Below are 20,108 nucleotides of genomic sequence, written 5' to 3' on the forward strand. Positions count from 1 at the left end.
AGAGTGGTGACAATTCGGTTCCCAATCATACCGCGACAAGCTCCGCTCCGGATTGCGCCGCATCGTGAAGCCGATAGCAACTGGCCCCAAGTGCGACCGCTTCATCCTGAGAATGAGTCACCAGAACCATCGTGCCATGAGAACGGTCCAGAAACTGACGCGTGAGTGTCAGCATCTCGCTTCGCAGGCTTGGATCGAGCGAGGTGAACGGCTCGTCAAGCAACACCAGTGGTGCAGGCGTCAAGAAACAGCGCGCCAAGGCAAGCCGCCTTTGCTGTCCGACCGAAAGCTGCCGTGGAAAGTGATCGGCCTTGTCCGCCAGTCCGACCTGCCGAAGTGCATTCTGCACGTCGGCTTCGTCAGACTTGGGGTGAAATATCTGCAGATTCTCCTTGGCTGTGCGCCAATCAAGCAAGGTCGGATTTTGAAACATCAGCGCGATTTCGTCAGGCGCGTCGCAGGTGCCGCGAAATCGTTTGTCGAGGCCAGCAATGATACGAAGAAGGGTCGTTTTTCCGATGCCTGACGGACCCAAAACGGCAATCCGATCACCTTGGCTCAGATCCAAATGGATGGCTTCCAGCACGGTTTGACCCGCGAAGAATTTACGGTGGAGGTCAAGCTTCAGCATCAGCACGCCACCTTCCCATTCGTTTCTCGCTGGGCTGCATGATCGCGAATTCGATGAACAGGATGCAGACAACGAAGCTTAGGGCATAGGCCAGAACACCGGTGACATCAAAGAGCGAAAACTGCGTGTGAATCTGTCGCCCAATGCCGTTGGGACGACCCAAAAACTCGACAACCAGGACGATTTTCCAGATGACGGAAAACCCGGTTCGTGCGGCCGAAACGATATGCGGGAACAGTTCTGGCAGGATGATGTGACGCAGCCTTGTCATCAACGGAAGGCGGTAAACGGCTGCCAGATCTCGCAGTTCCCAAGACGTATTGCGCGCACCTTCGCGGATGATCGTGGTGGTCATTGGGACTTTACTGAGTGTCACGGCAAGCACCGCCGCGAACTCGTTCAGTCCGACCCAAAGATAGCAAAGGACGATCAGGACAAGAGCTGGCAAGTTCAGAAAGATAATGAGCCAAGGATCAAGCCACGCGTCTACCGCGTCAGACCTCCCCATGACATAACCGAAGGCGCAGCCAATGATCATTGCCAGCCCAAACGCTGCAAAGACGCGCCAGCCGGTCGCAATCAAGTTCTCTTGCAATTTACCCTGCTGCCACAATGCAATCATTTCGGCAAAGACTTGTGCGGGCGATGGCAAGACTTGCGGGTCCGCCATCAAGATCGAGAGGCTGCTCCAGAACAACAGGAACAGCCCCAGCGAGAAAACGCGTATGCCCGTATCCCGGCGCATCGTGTGAACTAGCTTCCGATAAACAGACCTGCTGGAAGGGTCGTCGCCTTGCCAACAAGGTCTTCGCCACCGAGTTCGCCCATAAGGCCGAGCATCTGTTCGACCGCGTCAGTGTCGATTTCAGTGCTTTGTGGAATGCCAGCGATGAAGCCGGCTTTCAGCGCGTCGAACTGGGCGTCATTCTCTGGTTTCATGCGAGGACGAACGACGTCCCAAGCAGAGGCGTCATCACGCAGGATGTCTTTGGCGGCACGCGATGCGCGATAAAGCGCCTGCGCAAGTTTCGCGTCCATGTCACCCGAAACGATATAGCCCAGAAGTGGTGTCGTCGCGCTTAGACCTAAAGCCTCTGCCGCATCCTGAACCGAGATGATTTCGACCAGACCCGCCGCTTTGGCTTTCGCTTGAAAATGCCAAAAGTTGATCACGGCGTCGATTTCGCCAGTCAGTGCGGATTTGAACATAAGCGGTGGTGCGCCGAACTCTTGCTTCGTGATCGCTTCAAGATCCAAGCCAGCGGTTTTTTCGGCATATGCCTGCAAGATCAGCCAGCTTTTATCAAGCGGACCACCGGCGATACCGATTTTCTTGCCTTCCAGTCCGGCAAGGTCGGAAATACCGCTGTCAGGCTTGACCATGATGCCGCCAACAGCCGTAGAATACGGGATAAATTTCAGATCGCGCCCTTCGGCACGTTGACGCGCGGCCCACACAACGTCCGAGACCATTGCGTCAACCTCGCCGCCAAGAAACGCGATGTCAGAGGCGTTCCCGCCACCCATCGGCACAACTTCAAGGACAAAGCCGTTCGCTTCGTCGAGGCCGTTGTGCTTGATCGTATCAAGCTCCCAATTGACGGTGCCAAAGGACAGAGCGCCAAGGCGTATGACGGGTAGATCGGCGGCCACTGAAATCTGTGCCACACAGGCAAGCATCGCGCCAAGCGCGGCTTTCTTGAATCCAAACATAACAGTCCTCCCTGTTCACTTGAAACCTAAGCAAACAGGGGGCGCCTCTCATATACGACCAATTGGCAATACCGCTCGCCGACACTTTCCGCGACCTTTTTCCAAGACAGAAATCTGACGTTTCTGTGGTCTCGGATTGGGAGGACATTATGAATAAATTGCTACTGACGACGTCTGCGATGCTGATCGCAGCAACGGCGTCGATCGCGGCGGTGACTGAAGAAGACATCGCCAACGATCAAAACATCACCACACAGATCGTAAGCAACGGCATGGGGCGCCATCAGCAGCGCTATAGCCCGCTCGACATGATCAACAAAGAGAACGTAAAGAACCTGGTTCCGGCTTGGGCGTTCTCGATGGGCGGCGAAAAACAGCGCGGGCAGGAAACCCAGCCGCTGATCTATGATGGTATCATGTATGTGACCGGCTCGTACTCGCGGCTCTACGCGATTGATATCGAGACGGGCGAAGAGATCTGGCAGTATGACGCGCGTCTACCTGAAGGTATTCTGCCATGCTGTGACGTGATCAACCGTGGCGGTGCGATCTATGGCGACAAGATCTTCTTTGGCACCTTGGATGCCCGGATCGTCGCGCTTGATCTGAAAACTGGCGATGTCGTCTGGAAAGACAAGATCGCAGACTACAAGGCCGGGTATTCTTATACATCCGCCCCGCTGATCGTGAACGGCCTTGTCGTCACCGGTAACTCGGGTGGTGAATTTGGCATCATTGGCGAGGTTCAGGCGCGCGACGCAGAGACAGGCGACCTTGTTTGGACGCGTCCCGTCATCGAAGGGCACATGGGCACGCTGAACGGCGAAGAAAGCACCATGACAGGCGAGCTGAACGCAACCTGGCCCGGCGACCTTTGGAAAACCGGCGGCGGTGCGACGTGGCTTGGTGGCACGTATGACGCCGATACGGACACGCTTGTGTTTGGTGCAGGCAACCCGGCACCGTGGAATTCTTGGCTGCGCGACGCAGGCGACAAGAATGACGGGTCAGGGGACAACCTCTATGCTGCTTCACGTATCGGGATCGATCCGGCAAATGGCGAAATCAAGTGGCACTTCCAGACCACCCCGCGCGAAGGCTGGGATTTTGATGGTGTGAACGAAGTGGTTCCTTTCGTGGACGCCGAAGGCAACAAGCGTTACGCCACTGCCGATCGCAACGGCTTCTTCTATGTTCTGAACCGTGAAGATGGCGCGTTTGTTTCGGCATCGCCCTTCGTGAAAGAGATCACTTGGGCAGAAGGCATCGACGAAAACGGTCGCCCGATCTACAACGAGGAAAATCGCCCCGGCAACCCGGCTGATGCAGCTGACGGTGGCAAAGGCGACGTTGTGTTTTCGGTTCCGTCCTTCCTGGGCGGCAAGAACTGGATGCCCATGGCACACAGCCCGGACACCGGCCTGTTCTACGTCCCCTCTAACGAATGGGGCATGGATATCTGGAACGAGCCCGTCAGCTACAAAGAAGGAGCAGCTTACCTTGGTTCTGGCTTCACGATCAAACCGATCTTTGAAGATTACATCGGTTCCCTGAAAGCGATCGACCCGAACACCGGCGATATCAAATGGGAATACAAGAACGATGCACCTCTTTGGGGTGGCGTGATGGCGACAGCCGGCGGCCTGGTCTTCACCGGCACGCCTGAGGGATACCTCAAAGCGTTTGACGCAGATACTGGTGAAGAGCTGTGGAAGTTCCAAACCGGGTCCGGCATCGTCGGACAACCCGTGACTTGGGAACAAGATGGCCAACAGTATGTTGCGGTTGCATCCGGTTGGGGTGGCGCTGTTCCGCTTTGGGGTGGCGAAGTGGCCAAGAAGGTCAACTTCCTCAACCAAGGTGGCTCGATCTGGGTCTTCAGGGTCCCGGTCATCAACTGACCTTAACCATCAAGCGAAGCCCGCGCCTTGCGGGCTTCGCGTTTTCGTTATCTAATCAGGAGGCGCTGGAGCAAATGGCTGAGGTCGTCATGCCACTTATCGGGGAAACCAACGAACTGAAGTTGTTGTTGATCGACGATCACCCGTTGTTTTGCGATGCGATGGCGATGACCGTCGGAGAGATTTTCGACGCCCCCATGATCCGAACCGCCTCAACGCTGAATGAAGCGCTGCTACAAGTTACCCGATCGTTGCCGGACCTCATTGTCTTGGATCTGAATCTGCCCGACGTCGATGGGGTGGATGGATTGATCAGACTGCGAGGGGCCGCGCCCGACGCGAAGATTGTCGTGGTTTCGTCCATCTCGGACAACCGTGTCACGTCGAGCGTTCTTGATGCGGGTGCTGTGGGCTTTGTTCCCAAGGGCAGTCCGCGCGACGAACTTGTGCGTGCATTCCAGATTGTCGCTGATGGTGAAATCTACACGCCAGAAGATTTCGTCGTGCCGCAGGGGGATTGTCTGGCGCAAGAGCACCATTCGATTGTCGAGAAGCTTACCAGCCTCACCCCACAGCAATCCGTTATCTTGAACCTGATCTGCGAAGGTAAGCTTAACAAACAGATTGCCTATGATCTGTCGATCGCCGAGACGACGGTGAAGGCCCATCTTACCGCAATAATGCGCAAGCTTGGCGTGCAAAACAGAACGCAGGCGGTATTGCTTGCAAAGAAAGTCAGTTATGCTTCTTTGTCAGGGGAAGGCTAGAAAGATCTAGCTTTTCAGGGAGGAAAACTGCTTGGACGAGCTTCGCGCGCGCATCATCGCAACCGTGTCTGTCGACTTGACGGATGAAACAGACCCAACCGCAAGGCTGGTCGATGCGCTGGGTGATACGGCCTATGCCTGTGTGATCGTGTTGGCGTCGCCGGAAGTGGACCTGGAGGCGCTGACCGCAACGCTGCAAGACAGGATCGACGCGCCGCATATCCTTGGCGCACGTACGGCAGGTGAGATTTGCGACGAGGGCTATAGCGATCAAAAGATCGTCGCACTTGGCTTTCCGCAAACCCATTTCGCGGCAAGCGCGCGCATGTTTCAGGCGTTGGACAATCCAGACGAGGTCGCCATTGGCCGCGAAGTTCTTGCCCTTCGCCACGATGCCCAGGCGCAACGGCACGAATTTGTAAACGAATTTGCCTTTGTTCTGGTCGACGGTCTGTCGCGGCGCGAGGACGCATTCGTTCTGAACATCTCGACCGCATTGGGAACGACCCAGCTTTTTGGTGGCTCGTCCGGGGATGGGCTGCGGTTCGAAAGTGCGCCTGTGTTTTACAATGGTGTGGTCAGCAGCAATGCAGCGATCGTTCTTGTTGTTCGCAGCGATTGTCGCTTCAAGGTGTTCCGGGAAGACCATTTTGAATCGTCGGAAAAACGGTTGGTGGTCACCGGCGCGATCCCCGAAAAGCGCCTTGTGACCGAGATCAACGCAGAACCGGCAGCGCCCGAATACGCCCGCATCGTCGGCATTGATCCAAACCAGTTGTCGCCGTTCATATTTGCGTCGCATCCGATTGTGGTTTCGGTGGGTGATCAACACCATGTCCGTGCCATTCAGCGCGTCGAGGACAACGGGCACCTGCGTTTCTTCGCCTCGATTGACGAGGGCATGGTGCTTACGGTTGCCAATGCAAGCAGTATTACCAGACATCTTCAAGATGTGCTCGAAGGTCTGTCGGCCGAGTGTGAACCTGATCTGATTTTTGCCTGTGATTGCATTCTCAGACGACTTGAAGCGGAGCAGAAACAAGAAGTCAGCAACATGTCTGCCCTCTTGAAGAAACACCGCGTGATCGGCTTTTCGACCTATGGTGAACAGCACAATATGCTTCACGTAAACCAAACCCTAACCGGGATAGCCATCTATCCGCCTGACCATGAGTAACATCCATTCAACAGACGGCCTTTTAAAGGCTTCCGACAGCCTTGAGCGTGAAAACGAGAAGCTGAAGGTCATTGTCGACAAGCTTATGTCACGGGTCGAGCGCGCGACCGTGGACAGTGCCAAGGGCTTTACGCATTTCGAGCGTGCGATTGCACTGGAAGGGGAAGTCCAACAGAGGACACGCAAGCTGGAAGAAGCCTTGGACGTGCTTCATGCCACCAACGCCCAACTTGCAACAGCACAACGAGAAGCCGAGGAGGCGCGGCGAGACCTTTCGACAGCCGTCGAGTCCATTCAGGAAGGCTTTGCTATTTTTGATGCCAGCGACAAGCTGGTTATGAAAAATTCCCGGTTTTCGGCGATGTTTCCAGACGTGGTCGGTGAGATCAAACAAGGCATCAGCTTCGAGGAATATCTTCGCCAGAGCGCTGGCAGTAAATACATCATCCGGCCCGACAAATTGTCCGTGGATGAATGGGTCGACCGAAGAATAGAGGTTCACGAAAGCAACTCGGTCAACTTCACGCTTGAGCTGAAGGATGACCTTTGGCTTCAGATTAGTGAACAAAACACCCCGGACGGTGGCACGATCGTGCTTCAGACTGACATCACTGACCACACGCGCCTTGAGCGAGAAGAGCGTGCAAAGATCCTTGACCGGCAAGCAAAGATCGTCAAAGCGACGCTTGAACACATCGAACAGGGCGTCCTGATTTTCGACGCAGATTGCAAGCTTGTGGAGTGGAATGATGCAGCCGTCGAAATTCTGAAAATGCACCGGCGGCTTGCGCGCGCAGGAATGCGTTTGGCAAGATTCGAGCGGCTTTTCGAGCCAGGTGTTGTGTTCACCACTGATAGCCAGCCAGAGCTTGTCTTTAATTGGGCGTCGCTTCGCAAAAACCGAGAGGTATTGCGCTGCGAATTGGAAGCGGTAAACGGTTTTCAGTATGATGTGATGGGGCAAGAGATGGCGGATGGGTCGTTCGTTGTCTCGTTTAACGACGTCACCAAGCTGCGCCAGACCCACAAGGACTTGCATCAGGCAAACGAAACGCTGGAACAGCGCGTCATAGAAAGAACTCACGAGCTTCGCGCCGCCAGAGATTCTGCGGAGCGGGCAAATGCTTCAAAATCGAGGTTCGTTGCCGCGGCAAGCCATGACCTTTTGCAGCCCGTGAACGCCGCAAAGCTTTTTATCTCGTCGTTGGAGCATACGGTCCTCGACAAAAAGCAAAACTCGATTGTCAGCAGAATTTCAAAGAGCTTTCAATCCGTTGAGGCCATTTTGGGCGCACTTCTCGATATCTCGAAGCTCGATTCAGGTCAGGTCGCTCTGAATGTGTCAGACTTCTCACTCGATCAGATATTTGATCGCCTTCTGGACGAATTTTCTGACTCGGCGTTAGAAAAGGGGCTTGAGTTGACCGTCGTTGGCACCTCGGCGTGTGTGAATTCTGACCCTGTATATCTTCGTCGCATCCTTCAAAATCTTGTTTCAAACGCAATCCGGTATACGAACGAAGGCCGGGTTTTGGTCGGGGTCCGTCGCCGGGCAGATTGCATAGATATTCACGTGATTGACACGGGCGTCGGGATTCCACCCGAAGAGCAAGAGCTTGTTTTCAAAGAGTTTCACAGGTCCGATCCGAGTCAGGCCTCGGATTCTGCAATGGGTCTTGGGCTTGCGATCGTAGAACGCGCTTGTCTGATGTTAGAGCACGACCTTTCTTTGACCTCGACCGTAGGAAAAGGAACATCCATCCGTGTTTCTGTCCCGTTTGCCGAGCAGGAACAACTTCCGGTCGAGACCATGCAGGCAAGAAGGGGGACGCCTCGTTCGTTAAAAAATGCCCTTATCATGGTGATCGAAAACGACCCCGCTGTGCGTGATGCGATGGAGCGTGTGCTTGAAACGTGGGGCGCGGCGCCGATCATCGCGGCGTCGCAGGAAGACGCAGAAGCGCAGATCGCCGAGCTTGATCTGACGCCGGATGTTTTTCTGGTCGACTACCACCTCGACGACAATAAAAACGGTCTCGACCTGATCCAGAACCTTCGCGCCAAGCACGGCCCATTGCTTTGCGTTCTCTTAACCGCCGATCGATCAAACGAACTGGCGCGAGAAGCGCAAGGGCAGGGGGTGTTTCTTCGCCACAAACCGCTCGACATAGAAGACTTGCAGGAACTGCTCGGCGGGCTTTTGGCAAGCCGTGCAAATGCGCAAGACTAAACTTATCTAAAACCTCTGTCCGACAAAAAAACCCGCCTCCGAAGAGGCGGGTTGCACAGTTCGGGTGGCGCTCCATCAGGATCGCCCCCCAGGGAGGTAATCTTAGAAGAAGCCCAACTTGTTGGGGTTGTAGCTCATCAGGATGTTTTTGGTCTGCTGATAGTGACCAAGCATCATCTTGTGGTTCTCACGCCCGATGCCGGACTGCTTGTAGCCACCAAAGGCCGCATGCGCAGGGTAAGCGTGATAGTTGTTCACCCAAACACGCCCGGCTTCGATAGCGCGGCCAAAGCGATAGCACGTGTTGGCGTCACGCGACCAGACGCCGGCACCAAGGCCATACATCGTGTCGTTGGCGATCTGCAGCGCTTCTTCTTCGTCCTTGAAGGTCGTCACCGACACAACTGGGCCAAAGATTTCTTCCTGGAAGACGCGCATCTTGTTGTGGCCTTTCAGGATTGTCGGTTGCACATAGTAACCACCAGCAAGATCACCATTGAACCGTGCCGCGTCACCGCCTACCAGAACCTCGGCACCTTCTTCGCGACCAATGGTCATGTAGGACATGATTTTGTCCTGCTGTTCTTTGCTAACCTGTGCGCCCACCATGGTATCTGCCAGACGTGGATCACCTTGCTTGATCGCTTTTACACGCTCAATGCAGCGGGCCATGAACTCTTCATAGATGTCTTCCTGGACAAGCGCGCGGCTTGGGCAGGTGCAGACTTCGCCTTGGTTGAAGGCAAACAGAACGAAGCCTTCGACGGCTTTGTCCAGGAACGCGTCATCTTTGGCCATGATGTCCGAGAAGAAGATGTTGGGGGATTTCCCGCCCAGCTCCAGCGTCACGGGGATCAGGTTTTCGGTCGCGGCTTGCATGATTACACGGCCAGTTTCGGTCGAACCGGTAAAGGCGATCTTGGCAATGCGGTTTGATCGGGCCAGTGGGGCACCAACTTCGGCACCGTATCCGTTCACGATGTTCAACACACCATCCGGCAACAGATCCGCAATAATCTCCATCAGGACCATGATTGCAGCGGGGGTCTGTTCAGCCGGCTTCAGCACGATACAGTTGCCCGCAGCCAGCGCAGGCGCCAGTTTCCAAGCTGCCATCAGGATCGAGAAGTTCCACGGAATGATCTGACCGACAACGCCCAAAGGCTCGTGATAGTGATAGGCCACCGTGTCTGCATCGATCTCTGACATCGTGCCTTCTTGGCTGCGCAGGACGCCGGCGAAATAACGGAAGTGGTCCACCGCCAGCGGAATATCAGCCGCCGTGGTTTCGCGGATCGGCTTGCCGTTGTCCCATGTTTCTGCAGTTGCGATAATATCGAGGTTTTCCTCGATCCGGTCGGCGATCTTCAAGATAATGTTCGACCGCTCGGTCGCTGACGTTTTGCCCCATGCCTCTTTCGCAGCATGTGCAGCGTCCAGCGCCAGCTCGATGTCCGCAGCGCCCGAACGGGCAACTTCGCACACGACCTCGCCTGAGATCGGTGTGACATTGTCAAAATACTTCCCCTCGACCGGCGGTACAAACTTGCCACCGATATAGTTGTCGTAACGGGTTTTGAAGGGTGAGGCAAAGGTCCCTGCCTCTTGTGCCATCTCGTTCATAACGTCTCCTCCCTAGTTGGTGAATGAAATGTTGATTGCGAAATCATGGACCTCGAAATTCAATTCAGCATCCCCGACTTTGGTCGGAGACCCAATTTGAGAAAAGAATTTCGCACGCGCTCGGTTTTGGTGCACACTTGGAAGATGCCAATGGGCCGGGCATTGCTCGCCGCACGCACCCATAGCGCAATCCATGGACCTGAATTGCCACGGAGGAACCAATGAACTCGAACAGGCTGCTACCGCTCTGTGTCGCCGTGTTGCTTGTCGCCGCAACGGCGAGTGCACAGGACAGGACAATGAAATCTGACGAGTTTGGAACCCATAACCCCGAAGAGCTTACACTTCATGGTGCGCTTGACCGGCTAAAGCATGGCGAGTCCCATCCCATGGAGTATGCAATGGGATATTTCGCGGCAAAGGCTGGACTGCACGACGACGCGAAGAAACTCTTCCAAGGATCCGTGGATGAATACGCCAGCGCGCAAGGCATGACGTGGCTTTCATGGATGGCTGACAACGGATTGGCGGGGCCAGAAGACCCCGAAGCCGCTGCTGAATGGGATCGCCGTGCGGCTGAGGCCGGCAGCGAGGTTGGTATGTTCAATCACGGTCTCAACCTGCTGCGTGGCCGCGGTGTTGCCGTTGATGAAGAAAAGGGGCGCAGGATGATTGAAGCCGCTGCGGCGATGGGACAACCGCGGGCTCAGCATCTGATCGACAACGACTATGATCTTGAAAGTGTCACACCCGATGCGGACAGCTGGAAATACAATCCGCTCGCTTTCTAAGGGTATGCGCCATTTGAAAGGAGCCTTCGAATGGAAGACTACGCAAATCTGATGTTTCGCGGACAGGTCGCCGAAATCCAGAAGGCCGAAGGTTGTTATGGCGTTCACAAAGCCAGCTATCAGCGCCGAACGCAATCCGCACTTAGCCCAGATGACGTTACCTTCATTCAGTCACGTCAGAGCATCTATGTCGCAAGCGTGAACCCGGACGGATGGCCATATGTCCAACACCGCGGAGGTCCAGCGGGCTTTCTGAAGGCCGTCAGCCCGACCCGCATCGCTTGCCTGGATTATGTTGGCAACCGGCAATTCATTACCATGGGGCATGTCGCCGAGGATCCAAGGGTCTCGTTGTTCTTGATGGACTACATGCGTCGCGCGCGGATGAAAATTCAGGGGCGCGCCAGTCTGGTTCGACTTGGTGACGCGGATCCTGAGGTGTTGAAACACTTCCCGACCGAGGGAACACCCGCCGAGCGGCTTTTGGTTGTCGATGTCGTTGCGATGGACTGGAACTGCCCCAAATACATCCCGGCATTCGTGCCTGTCGATGTCGCGAACGCGGCGACGGAAAGCTATGCGGCCGAGTTGCAAGCAGAGAACGATGCACTGAAAGCCAAGTTGGCTGAGTTGACGGCGGGTAGCAACTAGCCCAAGACAGGTGTCTTTCCGCACTGCCATCTACGACTAAAGTCGTAGGCAGTTACCCATGTTTTATTGACCTGCGTCAAATAGAGCCTCTCGGCCGCATTCTATCATCGGGCATCAAATCGGAGGTACCAATGAAACATCTCGCCCGCACTTTCAGCATCGTTTGCCTTGCAGTCGTGGCTTCACCGGCCGCAGCAGACTCCACCTTCGAGAAGATCAAGGTCGAAGCCGGAGAAAAACTATACAATTCGGAATGCCGCAAATGTCATGCGCCGGATGCTACGGGTCCTAGCTATGGGCCGCCGCTTGAAAACATTGTCGGGCGCGGTGCGGGTGTTATTCAGGACTACGACTACTCAACCAGTTTGGAAGCTTCGGGCATCGTTTGGACGCCAGCAGCGCTCCGCGCCTGGATGGAGGACAATGATGGCTTTATTCCGGGCACGAAGATGCGCCATGTCGGCATAGAAGATCGCACAGTTCAGGACTTCATTCTTGCCTATCTCGGCAGCATCACGACCCGGGATAACGCCACGATATCCGAGTGACTTCGCACGTCTTGTGCGACCATCCTTTCTGCACAATCCATAGTGGTCGCACATATGTGTGACCGCAAGGAGCCTTGGACTTTAGTCGCATTCAGTTCTGCTTGCTTCCACAATACGCTATGTAGCGAAGAGGAGAGAATGCGATGCCGGACAAGTCAGAGAAGGTCGTTGTGACGGAAGCGGCGCTTGCGCTTCTGGCAGAGTTGCGCGCCGAGCATGGTGAGGTTGTTTTCAAGATCTCAGCCGGGTGCTGCGATGGGACCGGGCCTATGTGTTTCCGTGAAAGCGATGTCATGATCGGTTCGAATGACGTTAAACTCGGCGATGCAGATAACGCTGGGATATGGGCCTCTCCGTCAATTGCCGACCTTTGGAAGAACTCGCAAATGATCCTGGACGCTGGTCCTGGAAGCGGTGCCGGGTTCAGCTTGGACAATGGACGGACAACACATTTCCTGACCCGTTCACGTATCTTGTCGACGGGTGAGCAGTGAGGTGAAACAGTGATCCTCCCCCAGTGATGTAGTCCGCCCTTATGGTCGGGAGGCGATGGATCAAAGAGGGGAAGGTGTTTCTGCCTATGTCAGGTCAGACAACGGTGCGGGGTTCATTGCTCAGACCGTCCGAGATTGGATCACAGCCGCAGAGGCCAAGACCGCCGACATCGAGCCGGGATCAACTTAGAAAAACGGTGACTGCGGAATCTTCAACGTCCGGCGCCGCGATGAACGGCCCAATGGCGAAGTCTTCTACTGCTTGTGGGATACCACAACGCAGCAAGGCGACGGCCAGAAACGTATTTTTTTGTTCGCTCTGGAAAGGATTGTTTTGGCCACGGGTATACGGCCCGGGTTTTGGCTTCTGCGGCGAGGGTCCGCCACAGAAGCCAATGGTGTCAGTTCAGATCGGTAAGTGCCTGATATTCGTTGTAGGACTTAGCATAGGCGCGATAGCTTTCGATCACCTTCTTGAAGGTTGGATCTTTGGCAGACCAGTCGGCATAGACCTTGTCAGCCGCCGCACGCAGGGCATCCATCACGCTGTCGGGAAAGCGTTTCACGTCAACGTCTTTGGCGCGAAATTCCTCAAGCACGGCGCTTTGTGCACCCGCTGCGGCCCCCAATGCGTAAAGGTTGGCATCAGCACAGGATACCTTGATTGCGGTCCGCTGTGCGTCAGTCAGCCCATCCCATTTGTCTTTGTTCATGTAGAATTCGATGAAGCCTGCGGGCTGGTGCCAGCCGGGGAAATAGTAGTGCTTGGCCACCTTGTCGAAGCCCAAAAGTTTGTCGACAAGCGGGAAGCTCAGCTCGGTTGCGTCAAGGCGTCCGGTTTCCAGAGAGGTTGAGATCTCGCCCACAGGCAGGCTCATGGCATTGGCCCCAAGTTCGCCAAGGATCGCGCCACCCAATCCGCCGATGCGGATGTTCAGACCTTGCAGGTCTTCGGGGCTGTTGATCTCTTTCGTGTACCACCCGCCTGCTTCAGACAGGATCACGCCGCAAGCCATCGGAACCAGATTATGCGGCGCATACAGCTCTTGCCACAGCTCCAGCCCTCCGCCGTGGTGAAGCCAGCCCACATAGGACAGTGGATCCCCACCAAAGGGGACCGAGCCGAACAGCGCAGCCGCTGGTTCTTTGCCTGCAGCATAAGCCGCAAAAGACCAAGCCGCGTCGATGGCGCCGACGCTCACATTGTCGAAAATCTCACCCGGCGGTGAAAGCTCACCTGCCAGCAGGTATTCAAATTCAACCTCACCACTGGTCAGGGTCGCGACGTTTTCGACAAACCGTTTTGCCGTTGGGTCCAGCACCGGCAGCCCCGTAAACGCGCTTTGCAATGTGAAGCTGTCGGCCAGTGCGCCGGTGGCCGTCATGGTGGCGAGCGCTGTTGCGAAGAGTGTCTTTTTCATGAGGTTCCTCCCAGTCATGATGTGAACCCGGTGATCAATCCGGGAAACAAGATCAGCAGCGCCAAAACCAACAACTGCAAAGCAATGAAGGGCATGACGCCACGATAAATTTGTGAAGTCGTCAGTCGGTCACCTGCCGCCCCACGTAGATAAAACAACGAAAATCCGAAAGGCGGGGTCAAGAACGAGGTTTGCAGGTTCACCGCCACAAGGATACCGAACCAAATCAGAACATCATTGCCCGCCAGCCCATTCCCGAAATCAAGCCCCGCGATAATGGGCGCAAAGATCGGCAACAGGATCAGGGTAATCTCTAGCCAGTCCAGCACAAAGCCCAAAAGAAAGATGGCAATCATCACGACGGTCAGAACGGTGAACGGATCGGTCCCGAAGGCCAGGATGCCGGTTTCGACCAAATCATCTCCGCCAATGCCCTTGAACACGGCCGAAAAACACGTCGCGCCGATCATGACGAACAGGACCAGCGACGTCGTGACCACTGTCTGGCGTGCGGCACTCATCAACATCGAGAGGCTGAATTTACCGTAGAGAAACGTGATCACAAGCGCGCCAAAAGCGCCCAGTCCGCTGGCTTCGGTTGGTGTGGCAATCCCTGCGATGATGCTCCCCAAAACCGACACAACGAGCGCCAGAAGCGGGCCAAGGTCAAAGAGCAGGTTTGGCAGGGACACCGTCTCGTTGCGCGCGAGTGGTGGCAACCCGCGTGCCTGCCAGATGACATACGCGCCATAGGCGACGACGAGCAGAAGCCCCGGCCCAATGGCCCCGGCAAACATGTCCGGCACAGGCGTCTGCAGTTGATCACCCAGCACGATCAGCATGACCGAAGGCGGGATCAGAATGGCAAGTGTGCCGGACGAGGCGACCAGCCCCGCCGACGTGGCCTTGTCATAGCCCGCCTCTTCCAGTCTGGGCAGGGCCAATAGCGCCAGCAAAACAACCGATGCGCCGACGATTCCCGAGGACGCCGCCAGCAAGAGCCCAATCACCAGAACCGAAAACCCCATACCCGCCGCACTTCCGCCAAGCGCCCGTTGTGCCGCGCGCAAACTGCGTTCTGCCACGCCAGAGGTCTCAAGGATCAGCCCCATGAAAATAAACATCGGAATCGCGACCAAAAGCCAGTTTGACAGCACATTCGCATAGATGCGGCTGATCAGCAGATTGAAGAAGGCTGTGGGCAGGTCCGAGGCCAGTATGAACAGCGCTGCCGATCCGGCAAGCACCATGCCCACTCGATAACCCGCGATGATCCCTGTCAGCGTCAGCGCGGCCATAGCCAAGGGAAGGAAGGCTTCGCTCATCGCACGTGCCGCAGGATGCGGATTGTTTCGACAACAATGGCAAAAGTCAGAAGGCCAAGCCCAAGGGGCAAAACGGCCTTGATCAACCAAAGATCGTTCAGCCCGCCGTTGCTGGACGCTTCACCCGAACGCCATGCGCGCTGCATGAATGCCCAAGAGGCAGGTAATGCCAGCGCAAGGAACGGCGCAGCAAAAAGAAGATTGCCCAGAAGGTTGATCCGTGCCTTCGTCTTGTCACTTCGGCCCTCATACAAAAAATCCACCCGCACATGGCGGTTGGTTATCCATACCAAGCCCGCAGGAAGAAGCCCGCAGATCACCAGCAAATGCCATTGCAGGTCCAAGAGCGAGTTCAGCGTTATCGCGTCTCCGACAAAGGCATGGGCATGTGCGAATGACAGCACCGGATTAACGTCCAGCGCGCTGCAGATCACCTGCAATACAATCGCGAGCATCAGCACGACCAGCCCGGCGCCCAGCAAGGTCAGGCACAGTCTCTCCAGCCGCTGTCCCATTGTTCCTCCTCTTTCGCTTCAGATCGAACGACATACTTACATCTGAGGCAATCTCTTCCTCTCCCCGTCCGCCAGTTTCATGAAACCTATCGACTTAGTAGACGCGACGCCATTTCCTATCACCACTCTTTTGCGTTTTTGGGAGACCCCATTTTGCGTCGAGTTTACGGCGCCCGAATTTCCTTGATCTCAATAACGTCCAAGCCTGCGTTCAGTGCAGCGTGGACACCCTGCTTGGAGTCCTCGATGACCAAGGTCTGGAGTCGCGGCGCACCCAGCAACTGTGCTGCCTTTTTGAAGATTTCTGGCGACGGTTTGGGTTTGAACCCGTCTGATATTGAGACGACATGGTCGAAACATTCCAGCATGTGCGTTGCGGTGAGAGAGGCCTCAGCGACGCTCCTTTCCGCATTCGTGCCGACCGCAAGGGGGAAATCGCGGCAGAGTTCTTTGGCGAGGCGTTCTGTCTCGACAATCGGCAAAACGCGATCGCTCATTTCTGTGAACAGGGAAATGCTACGCGCAACCGCGGCCTCAATATCAAAATCATTCGCGGTATCATTTGCAAACTCCCGAAAGAGTGTCAGCCGATCCAGACCGGTGCGTGCGAAATACCAATCCCGGTCAAGGTTGCAGTTTTGATCCCTGGCCGCTTCATGAAAAGCTGTGAAGTGAACGTCAGCGCTCTCGACCAGTGTTCCGTCGCAATCGAAAATGAAGGCGGTGTATCCGCGTTGCAAAATGTCTTGCTGCCACGTCGCTGATGTTGTGGCGCTTTCGCCCTCCTTTGTATGCAACGTTGCGTGGATCATTTCAGGTACACCCCATTTCACCCAGATGGCATTCGCCCCTTCATACTTGTGCGATTTTCAGCAAGATGGATAGGTTTCGTTTTTCTGCAGCCGATCCCAGCGGTGATCGATTTACTTCCAAAATTTTGTAAACGCGCTAGGCTGGACTGATCTGCTGAGTCCCAACCGAGCAAAAAAAGATCGGGACCATTCCCAACAAGAAGCGCACCAAGCGTCTGGGTAAAAGAAAATATCGCCCAAAAGGGTGATGCAAGGGAGGACGACCATGAAGAAATTTAAGACACTTGCTTTGACGTCTGTTGTTGCAATGACGGCAAGCATGTCGGCCGCTCAAGCCGACAAGCTGACATTGTATTGTTCGGCACAGGAGGACTGGTGCCAGCTTATGGCGCGGAGTTTTGAAGATGCGACGGGCATTGATGTCAACATGACCCGCAAATCATCGGGCGAAACGTTTGCCCAAATCAAAGCGGAATCCGCGAACCCCAAGGGCGATGTCTGGTGGGGCGGCACCGGTGATCCGCATCTGCAAGCGGCGGAAGAAAACCTGACCGCAGCTTACATGTCACCGATGCGCGACCAGCTTCACGCCTGGGCAATCAGCCAGGCCGAAGGTGCGGACAACAAGACCATTGGCATCTACTCTGGCGCGCTTGGCTATGGATACAACACCGACCTTTTGGCGGCGAACAATCTGCCAGAGCCTACCTGCTGGAAGGATCTATTGAAGCCGGAATACAAGGGCCATGTTCAAATGGCGAACCCAAACTCATCGGGCACGGCCTACACGACGCTGGCGTCCATGGTGCAGCTTTTGGGCGAGGATGAGGGCTTTGAATTCATGAAAGGTCTTCACGCCAACATCAACCAATACACCAAATCTGGCTCTGCTCCGATCAAGGCCGCTGGGCGTGGTGAAAACACGATCGGCATCGTCTTTATGCATGACGCCGTGAAGCAGGCAGTATCAGGCTTCCCGATCAAGGTTGTCGCGCCGTGCGAGGGCACGGGCTACGAAATCGGCTCGATGTCGATCATCGAAGGCGCACGCAACATAGAAGAGGCGCAGAAGTTTTATGACTGGGCGTTGACACCAGAAGCGCAAAACCTCGCGCTTGAGGTGAATGCTTTCCAAGTGCCCTCGAATAAAGGGTCAGAAACGTCGCCATCGGCACCCGATATGTCTTCGATCACGTTGATTGACTATGATTTCAAGAAATATGGGTCATCGGATGAACGTAAGCGTTTGCTGCAAAAATGGGACGAAGACGTCTCGACGTTGCCGCAATAAACGTTGCGCGGAGACTTAAATGAATCGACCGCCCATCCGGCGCTGATCTTCTGGATCATTGCCGGGTGGGTCGGGTTTTTGCTTCTGCCTTGGTATGGGGTTGAAGATGGGTTCCTGTCGTTCAAATGGCTGGTTGACGGCTATCCATTTGACGAAGATTTCGCGCCAGCGGCGTTTCTGATTGGGCAAGGCGAAAAGCTGTGGTTGGCGCCGCTTCTGTTGCCATTGGCGGCACCATTTCTTGTCGTTCGGCGCAAGAAAAGTGATCCACTTTACGCGATTGTGTTGATCCTTGCGGGGGCCGTCGGCTTTGGCTGGCTGATCGCGCAGGGCTTTGGCATCGGCATTCGCGGCTATACATTTGACTGGTTGACCGCCCTGTTTGGCGACCTTGATGACCGACAATATGGTATGGGCTATGGCGCGTTGATCGTCGCGTCTGCCTTTCTTTTCCTGTTCACTCAAGGCATTGCCGCGCGCGGCGCAATCAACGGCGATGTCTTCGTAGTCAGCGCCATTGGCGGCGTGATTGTCATCGTGACCACCTTTGTTTTTTTCCCCATCGCTAAAATGCTACTGGCCGCATTCATCACGGAAGAGGGCGGATACTCCGCCGCCGTGTTCGCCTCTAAATTCTTCGACGACCGGCTTTGGGGGTTGGGATGCTTTGCCGGTGGACGGTGTGGCGCGGCTTGGAATTCACTGTTTCTGGCGATCCTTGTCGGTGTTCTGACGACGGTTCTGGGGCTGGTCTTTGCGCTGGTCGTGACACGGTCTGGCTTTCGCTACAAACGCGCGCTGCGCGCCCTGACCGTGCTGCCAATCATCACACCACCTTTCGTGATCGGTCTGGCGCTGATCCTTCTGTTCGGCCTGTCAGGGTCGGTCACCCAGTTCTTTGCCGAGCTGTTCGGGATTCAACCAACGCGCTGGCTCTACGGCATGCCGGGCGTGTTGATCGCACAAACTTTGGCGTTCACACCGATTGCGTTCCTCGTCCTGATTGGGGTGGTCGAAGGTGTCTCGCCTTCCATGGAAGAAGCCGCGCAGACGCTTCGCGCAAACCGCTGGCAGACCTTTCGCACAGTATCATTGCCTCTCATGCGGCCCGGATTGGCGAATGCGTTCCTGCTGGGCTTTATTGAAAGCATGGCGGATTTCGGCAATCCACTGGTGCTTGGTGGCAATTTCGACGTGCTGTCGACCGAGATTTTCTTCGCCATCGTTGGCGCGCAATATGACCAAGGCCGCGCAGCGGTATTGGCAATGGTGCTATTGTTCTTCACGTTGTCCGCGTTTTACGCGCAGCGCATGTGGCTGGGAAAAAAAAGCTACACCACCGTCTCTGGCAAAGGGGACGCAGGTGTTCACCCGTTGATGCCCAATGGGCTGGCCGTGCCGGTTTTCATTGCCGCAGGCGTTTGGGGCATGTTCACCATTATCGTCTATGGCATGATCCTGTATGGCAGCGTGGTTGAACTGTGGGGCGTCAATAATTCGCTGACCTTCAAGCACTACATCACCGCGTTTTCTGTGCGGATAGAGGAGAGCGGTATCCGTTGGACCGGTGCTGCTTGGGACAGCTTTTGGACGACGATCTACATCGCTGCCGCTGCCGCGCCTCTTACCGCGATTGTCGGGCTGATCACCGCCTACCTTCTGACCCGCCAGACTTTCGCCGGAAAGAATGCGTTTGAATTCGGCACAATGCTCAGCTTCGCCATCCCCGGCACGGTGATTGGTGTCAGCTATATTCTGGCCTTCAACGTCCCCCCGATCGAGATTACGGGCACAGGCATTATCCTGATCATCAGCTTCATTTTCCGCAACATGCCGGTTGGCGTGCGCGCCGGGATCGCGTCGATGAGCCAGCTCGATAAATCGCTCGACGAATCTTCGCTGACGCTGGGCGCAAATTCCTGGCAGACCTTCCGGCGTGTGATCCTGCCCTTGTTGCGACCCGCGATCTTGGCCGCCTTGGTCTATAGTTTTGTGCGCGCGATGACGGCGATTTCGGCGGTGATCTTTTTGGTGTCTGCGGAATACGACATGGCAACCAGCTATATCATCGGACGAGTTGAAAATAACGACTACGGCCTTGCCATCGCATATTCGACTACGCTGATCGTGGTGATGCTGGCGGCGGTCGGATTGCTCCAAATTCTTGTGGGTCGCACCAAAATAGGACGCCGCACGCAATTCGGCGCGGGAGAGTAGA

18 protein-coding genes and 1 pseudogene are annotated in these 20,108 nt (G+C 55.5%); 11 read left to right on the top strand and 8 right to left on the bottom strand.

Annotated features, from left to right (window positions below):
- Window positions 1-25 precede the first annotated feature (25 nt).
- The 3 genes from ACXYMP_RS03410 to ACXYMP_RS03420 are packed head-to-tail and all read right to left on the bottom strand — an operon-like array spanning window position 26 to window position 2,344.
- The gene (locus ACXYMP_RS03410) at window positions 26-631 is read right to left on the bottom strand and encodes an ATP-binding cassette domain-containing protein (protein WP_458904359.1); all 606 of its coding nucleotides are present in this window, start codon (window positions 629-631) and stop codon (window positions 26-28) included.
- Window positions 618-1,376, bottom strand: a complete 759-nt coding sequence (locus ACXYMP_RS03415; RefSeq protein WP_298568784.1) for an ABC transporter permease — start codon at window positions 1,374-1,376, stop codon at window positions 618-620. Before ACXYMP_RS03415 ends, ACXYMP_RS03410 begins: the two co-directional genes overlap by 14 nt.
- An 8-nt stretch (window positions 1,377-1,384) precedes the next feature.
- Window positions 1,385-2,344 (bottom strand): ABC transporter substrate-binding protein, encoded by a 960-nt coding sequence (locus ACXYMP_RS03420; RefSeq protein ID WP_298568782.1) that lies wholly within the window; start codon window positions 2,342-2,344, stop codon window positions 1,385-1,387.
- Between the two features lie 149 nt (window positions 2,345-2,493).
- On the opposite strand from ACXYMP_RS03420, the gene ACXYMP_RS03425 reads away from it, so the two are divergent.
- The 4 genes from ACXYMP_RS03425 (at window position 2,494) to ACXYMP_RS03440 (ending at window position 8,419) form a co-directional block, all read left to right on the top strand.
- Window positions 2,494-4,245, top strand: coding sequence for a PQQ-dependent methanol/ethanol family dehydrogenase (locus ACXYMP_RS03425; protein ID WP_298568780.1), 1,752 nt, complete (start codon window positions 2,494-2,496; stop codon window positions 4,243-4,245).
- Window positions 4,246-4,319: 74 nt separating this feature from the next.
- Window positions 4,320-5,012 (top strand): LuxR C-terminal-related transcriptional regulator, encoded by a 693-nt coding sequence (locus ACXYMP_RS03430; protein ID WP_298568778.1) that lies wholly within the window; start codon window positions 4,320-4,322, stop codon window positions 5,010-5,012.
- A gap of 31 nt (window positions 5,013-5,043) precedes the next feature.
- Window positions 5,044-6,189, top strand: coding sequence for an FIST N-terminal domain-containing protein (locus ACXYMP_RS03435; protein WP_298568776.1), 1,146 nt, complete (start codon window positions 5,044-5,046; stop codon window positions 6,187-6,189).
- A gap of 337 nt (window positions 6,190-6,526) precedes the next feature.
- Complete coding sequence (locus ACXYMP_RS03440) at window positions 6,527-8,419, top strand: hybrid sensor histidine kinase/response regulator (RefSeq protein ID WP_458905313.1); 1,893 nt, start codon at window positions 6,527-6,529, stop codon at window positions 8,417-8,419.
- Window positions 8,420-8,521: 102 nt separating this feature from the next.
- On the opposite strand, the gene exaC is transcribed toward ACXYMP_RS03440, so the two are convergent.
- Window positions 8,522-10,042 (bottom strand): acetaldehyde dehydrogenase ExaC, encoded by a 1,521-nt coding sequence (gene exaC / locus ACXYMP_RS03445; protein ID WP_298568772.1) that lies wholly within the window; start codon window positions 10,040-10,042, stop codon window positions 8,522-8,524.
- Window positions 10,043-10,341: 299 nt separating this feature from the next.
- Between exaC and ACXYMP_RS03450 the strand changes: the two genes are divergently transcribed.
- From ACXYMP_RS03450 to ACXYMP_RS03470, 5 genes and pseudogenes are all read left to right on the top strand, one after another.
- The gene (locus tag ACXYMP_RS03450; RefSeq protein WP_458904364.1) at window positions 10,342-10,833 is read left to right on the top strand and encodes a tetratricopeptide repeat protein; all 492 of its coding nucleotides are present in this window, start codon (window positions 10,342-10,344) and stop codon (window positions 10,831-10,833) included.
- A 30-nt stretch (window positions 10,834-10,863) separates the two neighbouring features.
- Window positions 10,864-11,484 (top strand): pyridoxamine 5'-phosphate oxidase family protein, encoded by a 621-nt coding sequence (locus ACXYMP_RS03455; RefSeq protein WP_458904366.1) that lies wholly within the window; start codon window positions 10,864-10,866, stop codon window positions 11,482-11,484.
- Between the two features lie 131 nt (window positions 11,485-11,615).
- Complete coding sequence (locus ACXYMP_RS03460; protein WP_298568766.1) at window positions 11,616-12,032, top strand: c-type cytochrome; 417 nt, start codon at window positions 11,616-11,618, stop codon at window positions 12,030-12,032.
- Window positions 12,033-12,175: 143 nt separating this feature from the next.
- The gene (locus ACXYMP_RS03465) at window positions 12,176-12,526 is read left to right on the top strand and encodes a DUF779 domain-containing protein (RefSeq protein WP_298568764.1); all 351 of its coding nucleotides are present in this window, start codon (window positions 12,176-12,178) and stop codon (window positions 12,524-12,526) included.
- 73 nt (window positions 12,527-12,599) lie between these two features.
- Window positions 12,600-12,791, top strand: a pseudogene (locus ACXYMP_RS03470) (IS3 family transposase); the annotation flags it as partial.
- 136 nt (window positions 12,792-12,927) lie between these two features.
- On the opposite strand, the gene ACXYMP_RS03475 reads toward ACXYMP_RS03470, so the two are convergent.
- From ACXYMP_RS03475 to ACXYMP_RS03490, 4 genes are all read right to left on the bottom strand, one after another.
- Window positions 12,928-13,947, bottom strand: coding sequence for a TRAP transporter substrate-binding protein (locus tag ACXYMP_RS03475; protein WP_458904369.1), 1,020 nt, complete (start codon window positions 13,945-13,947; stop codon window positions 12,928-12,930).
- 14 nt (window positions 13,948-13,961) lie between these two features.
- A complete protein-coding gene (locus ACXYMP_RS03480) occupies window positions 13,962-15,272 on the bottom strand; it encodes a TRAP transporter large permease (RefSeq protein ID WP_458904371.1) in 1,311 nt (436 codons plus the stop codon).
- The gene (locus ACXYMP_RS03485) at window positions 15,269-15,787 is read right to left on the bottom strand and encodes a TRAP transporter small permease subunit (protein WP_298568758.1); all 519 of its coding nucleotides are present in this window, start codon (window positions 15,785-15,787) and stop codon (window positions 15,269-15,271) included. Before ACXYMP_RS03485 ends, ACXYMP_RS03480 begins: the two co-directional genes overlap by 4 nt.
- Window positions 15,788-15,951: 164 nt before the next feature.
- Window positions 15,952-16,599 carry an HAD family hydrolase gene (locus ACXYMP_RS03490; protein ID WP_458904374.1) on the bottom strand — a complete coding sequence of 216 codons (648 nt, stop codon included), beginning with the start codon at window positions 16,597-16,599 and terminating at the stop codon, window positions 15,952-15,954.
- 265 nt (window positions 16,600-16,864) lie between these two features.
- Between ACXYMP_RS03490 and ACXYMP_RS03495 the strand changes: the two genes are divergently transcribed.
- The gene (locus tag ACXYMP_RS03495) at window positions 16,865-17,890 is read left to right on the top strand and encodes an ABC transporter substrate-binding protein (RefSeq protein ID WP_298568755.1); all 1,026 of its coding nucleotides are present in this window, start codon (window positions 16,865-16,867) and stop codon (window positions 17,888-17,890) included.
- Window positions 17,891-17,893: 3 nt separating this feature from the next.
- Window positions 17,894-20,107 carry an ABC transporter permease gene (locus tag ACXYMP_RS03500; protein WP_298568753.1) on the top strand — a complete coding sequence of 738 codons (2,214 nt, stop codon included), beginning with the start codon at window positions 17,894-17,896 and terminating at the stop codon, window positions 20,105-20,107.
- Window position 20,108 lies beyond the last annotated feature (1 nt).

The sequence above is a fragment of the Aliiroseovarius sp. CAU 1755 genome (assembly GCF_054482655.1).